Annotated in this window: 4 protein-coding genes and 1 riboswitch; of the genes, 3 read left to right on the forward strand and 1 reads right to left on the reverse strand. The window is 50.7% G+C overall.

Going from position 1 to position 3,711, the window contains the following annotated elements:
• Positions 1-539: 539 nt before the first annotated feature.
• The 3 genes from QMG93_RS34810 to QMG93_RS34820 all read left to right on the forward strand — a co-directional run bounded on the left by QMG93_RS34810 (position 540) and on the right by QMG93_RS34820 (position 3,356).
• Positions 540-2,126, forward strand: a complete 1,587-nt coding sequence (locus tag QMG93_RS34810; RefSeq protein WP_281944486.1) for a PucR family transcriptional regulator — start codon at positions 540-542, stop codon at positions 2,124-2,126.
• A 208-nt stretch (positions 2,127-2,334) separates the two neighbouring features.
• Positions 2,335-2,422, forward strand: a riboswitch (cyclic di-GMP riboswitch).
• Positions 2,423-2,625: 203 nt separating this feature from the next.
• Entirely contained in the window at positions 2,626-2,892 is a 267-nt protein-coding gene (locus tag QMG93_RS34815) for an HPr family phosphocarrier protein (RefSeq protein WP_054975354.1), read from the forward strand.
• The gene (locus QMG93_RS34820) at positions 2,889-3,356 is read left to right on the forward strand and encodes an MEKHLA domain-containing protein (protein ID WP_281944487.1); all 468 of its coding nucleotides are present in this window, start codon (positions 2,889-2,891) and stop codon (positions 3,354-3,356) included. Before QMG93_RS34815 ends, QMG93_RS34820 begins: the two co-directional genes overlap by 4 nt.
• Positions 3,357-3,455: 99 nt before the next feature.
• On the opposite strand, the gene QMG93_RS34825 is transcribed toward QMG93_RS34820, so the two are convergent.
• A partial coding sequence (locus QMG93_RS34825; protein ID WP_281944488.1) for a transposase occupies positions 3,456-3,711 on the reverse strand: 256 nt, incomplete at its 5' end.

A 3,711-nucleotide genomic window follows, 5' to 3' on the forward strand; every position in this document is an offset into this window, starting at 1 on the left:
GTTGATCGTACCGGCATGCGTATCGAAAACAACAATGGCTATTGTAACAAGGGATCTTTTGGTTTTCGTTGGCCAGGAAAGTGGGGAGGCCAAATAAACGAATAGATTTGACCGCTCCGCTCCAACGAAAAAAACGATGGCTGATTTTGGGATATTATAGTATTATTATCATGTTAGTTTAATGTTGGGTTTTTGCGTTATTTTTCTTTTGATTTAACAGTGATCGTGTTAGGTTTGCCGACTTATGTGACGGGCGCGTTTTAAAATTGATGGACTTGCGAGATTGGAGCCTGCACATGTCAGGCTCCTTTTTTTAATGCACGCCTTTCACGTTCCAGTATCCGCCGGTTAACGACTCGTTCATGACAGGAAAAGATGCACCGGCCGCCACTTTGCCCAGGTGCTACGATTCGTTAAATTCATACACCTAAAAAACACATTTATCATGTAACCTAATCTTGATACAGCTTGTTGCATGGGGTTACGTCGGAATCAAATCAGACCCGCCAAAAGACCATTCCAGGAGGTGAAGAAACGAAATGAACATCACCGTCGAACAAGTGCTGTCCATTTATCCGTTGTCCGAAGGAAAGCTTGTTGCCGGACAAAGCGGTGCGTCGCGCCTCGTGAAGTCGGTTAAAGTCATGGATACGCCGGATATTGCCGATTGGATCAAGGAAGGCGAGATGGTATTCACGACCGCTTATTGGATGAAAGACGTCCCGGATGATGCTATTCCTTTGCTTCGCAAGTTGAACCAGCGCCGCTCGGCTGCACTCGGAATTAAGATCGGCCGCTCTTGGGACGAAGTGCCCGAGCCGATCCTTGAAGAAGCCAACCGCCTCGATTTCCCTCTGATCAAATTGCCTTACGAATGTTCTTTTTCCGACCATTTGCACGGACTGTTTCATGTCGAAATGCACTACCATACGCAAATTCTTCACACCGTGCTCGAAAAACAAAAAAGGCTGATGCAATTCGCACTTAGGCCGGATCGGATAAACCATTTTTTTCAAAAACTTCTGGCTATCTTAGGGTATCCGATTGCCGTTGTCGGTTCCCGCGGTCAACTCGTATTCAATGCGACGTCTTTCGGAGCTTCGCAGCTGCTGCACGGCTGGCCGTGGGAGAAAGAAGCGCAGTGGGCGTTTGTGGAAGAGAGCCGATGTTTTCGTGTTCCGCTTACGGAACACGAGGAGTGTATTGGCTATATGGTCATTTTTCCGGAGAATCCCGTTCCGGTAAAGGTGGAGGAAGAGTTGTTTCTGCAAACAGCGGAGATCATTTCGTATCATATGGGAGTGATCTTCAATGAGTATCGAAACCACGCGGCGCAAAACGATTTGGGGGTGCTGCTGAGCCGCTATTTGCGGGGGAGCGGTACGATTGAAGCGCTGACGGAAGAAGCGGCCCGGCGGGGCATTCCGCTATTTCAAGGCGCGTATCGGGGGCTGCTCGCCCTGATGTCGCCGGATGCGGGCGGTGTGGAGAAGGACAGGCTGCTGCGGAATATCCTTGAAGAAATGCAGTATCATCCGGAGCTCAAGGAGATGGCCATTATTCATTTTTGCATCCAGGAGGGCTTGTTCTCCGTCATCCTGGCCGATGCCCCCGGGGCCGACGGGAAGCTCCCCGACTTGCTGCGTACGTGTCTGCGCGGGGTGCTGCAGGAGAACTGCGGTGCTCCGCTTCGGATTTGTATCAGCAATAAGAAGAACAGACCGGGTCAACTGCGGGATGCGTACAAAGAATGCTTGGAGACGGCCCGGCTGGCCGACCGGCTCGGCATTCGGGATGCCGTGGTGCAATTCGGGACGGTCGAGCTCGCGTACTTGTTCCAGCATATCCCCAAGGAGCATATGCAGACATACGTCAACGAGGTGCTCGAGATGCTGTTGAAGAAGGACCCGGAATACTCGCAGGAAATGCTGCGTACGTTGGAAACGTTCATTGAGAACGACGGGCAAGTTAACGAGACGGCCAAGCAGCTGCTGATTCACCGCAATACGGCGGCTTACCGGCTGGAGAAGATCGGCGAGCTGCTGGAAGTCGATTACAAAAAAATTAACGATCTGCTTCGTTTGAAGCTGGCGTTTACTTTTAAACAAATGCTGAAGCCGATGTAAATGTTTTGCCACGTCGAAAGGAAGCTATAGGAAAGCTGCCCGACCGGTTCAATCTAATGCCCCGGCCGGATCCGATTCCGGCTGGGCGGTTGCTGTATATGCAGGAACGGGCTTCCAGAGTGTGAAGGAATTACTTGACATATTTTAGCGAGAAGGCTTACAATTTTATCAAGCGCCGCTTGCAGGGCAAGGACGCAGAAGACATCTTCACTGATAAAGGCAAACCTGTTGAAAAGCGGGGACGCAAAGCTCCGGGTCTAAGGCATAAGATATGCGATGACGGCCGAGCCGCCAAAGAGGGATGCAGCTTAAACGTACGCTCCGTTCCGTTTAAGATTGCGGGGCTATTTGTCATGCGCCGCAAGAACAGACGAGAAATATGCGTATTTTCCCGGCAAGGGAAAAAATGGGCATGCAAACGTTTTCCCCTCCTTGGAATTGCAGTATAATACAGTCAACTTTATATACTCTTTCCATTAATATGTACCGGAGGCGTATCATGCGAGTACACGAAATTGTTATTTCCGATGATCTGCGGCCCGAATATTTGCAGCAAATCGTTCAGTATGCCAATCAATACCGTTCTGATATCAAAATCCGTTTCGAGGCGGAGTGTATGCAGCTCGATGCCAAGAGCATCCTCGGGATGATGCTCATTCCGATCCGGCGTGGGACGAGATTGACGATCCAGACGAAAGGCGCCGACGAAGAGGAAGCGATCGAGATGATGAGCTCTATGCTGGAGAACAAGGAGCGTCAAGTATGATCTTGCCGAATAAAGGCATTGGGGCCGGCTCCGACCATGCGGAACGGCTCGTCCGCAGTTATCGCCGGTTGACGGGAAACGAACTGCTTCCGGAACCGGAAAGCGCCGGCAGCATGGCCGAGCGGTTGTTCCTGTCGCCGATTGTCGTGTTGTCCCATGGGACCGAGGACGACCCGGTGTTGAACTACGGCAACCAAGCAGCGCTGCATTTGTGGGAGATGGATTGGGAGATGTTCACCCGTACCCCGTCGAGGTATACGGCGGAAGAGATGGAGCGCACGCAGCGCGAGCGGTTGTTGAAGAAGGTGCAGGAGCAAGGATATGCCGACGATTACACCGGAATCCGCATCTCCCGCAGCGGACGAAGATTTTATATTAAGAAGGCAATGGTTTGGAATATCACCGATGAGGATGGCCGCTATGCAGGGCAAGCCGCCTGCTTCTCCGATTTCGAATATTGTTGACGATCCCCGTCGGTCCGGCGGGGATTTCTTGCGTGCGGGAACCCGTTGTCGTTCATATCGAGTTTATATTTCTGTTGTATTGTATGTCCTAGTGCCTCATCAGACAACCTTGATCTTGTTTTGCTCACGTAAAATAGCAGCATGACGTTTGTTTTTATTTCGCCATCGCAGATAAGCTTGAAGGGCTGAACCCAGATCTTTATGTTCCCTGAAGTCGCTACCTTCCAGTACAAATTTACGAAGTGGTGCGAAGTGGCATTCAATACGATTTAGCCAGGATGCGTAGGTCGGTGTGAAGACCAACTCAACGTTGTTTTCGTCTGCCCAAGCCTTTACTTTCTTATGATGATGTGGT

The sequence above is a fragment of the Paenibacillus tyrphae genome (assembly GCF_027925525.1).
Classification (GTDB): Bacteria; Bacillota; Bacilli; order Paenibacillales; family NBRC-103111; genus Paenibacillus_G; species Paenibacillus_G tyrfis_B.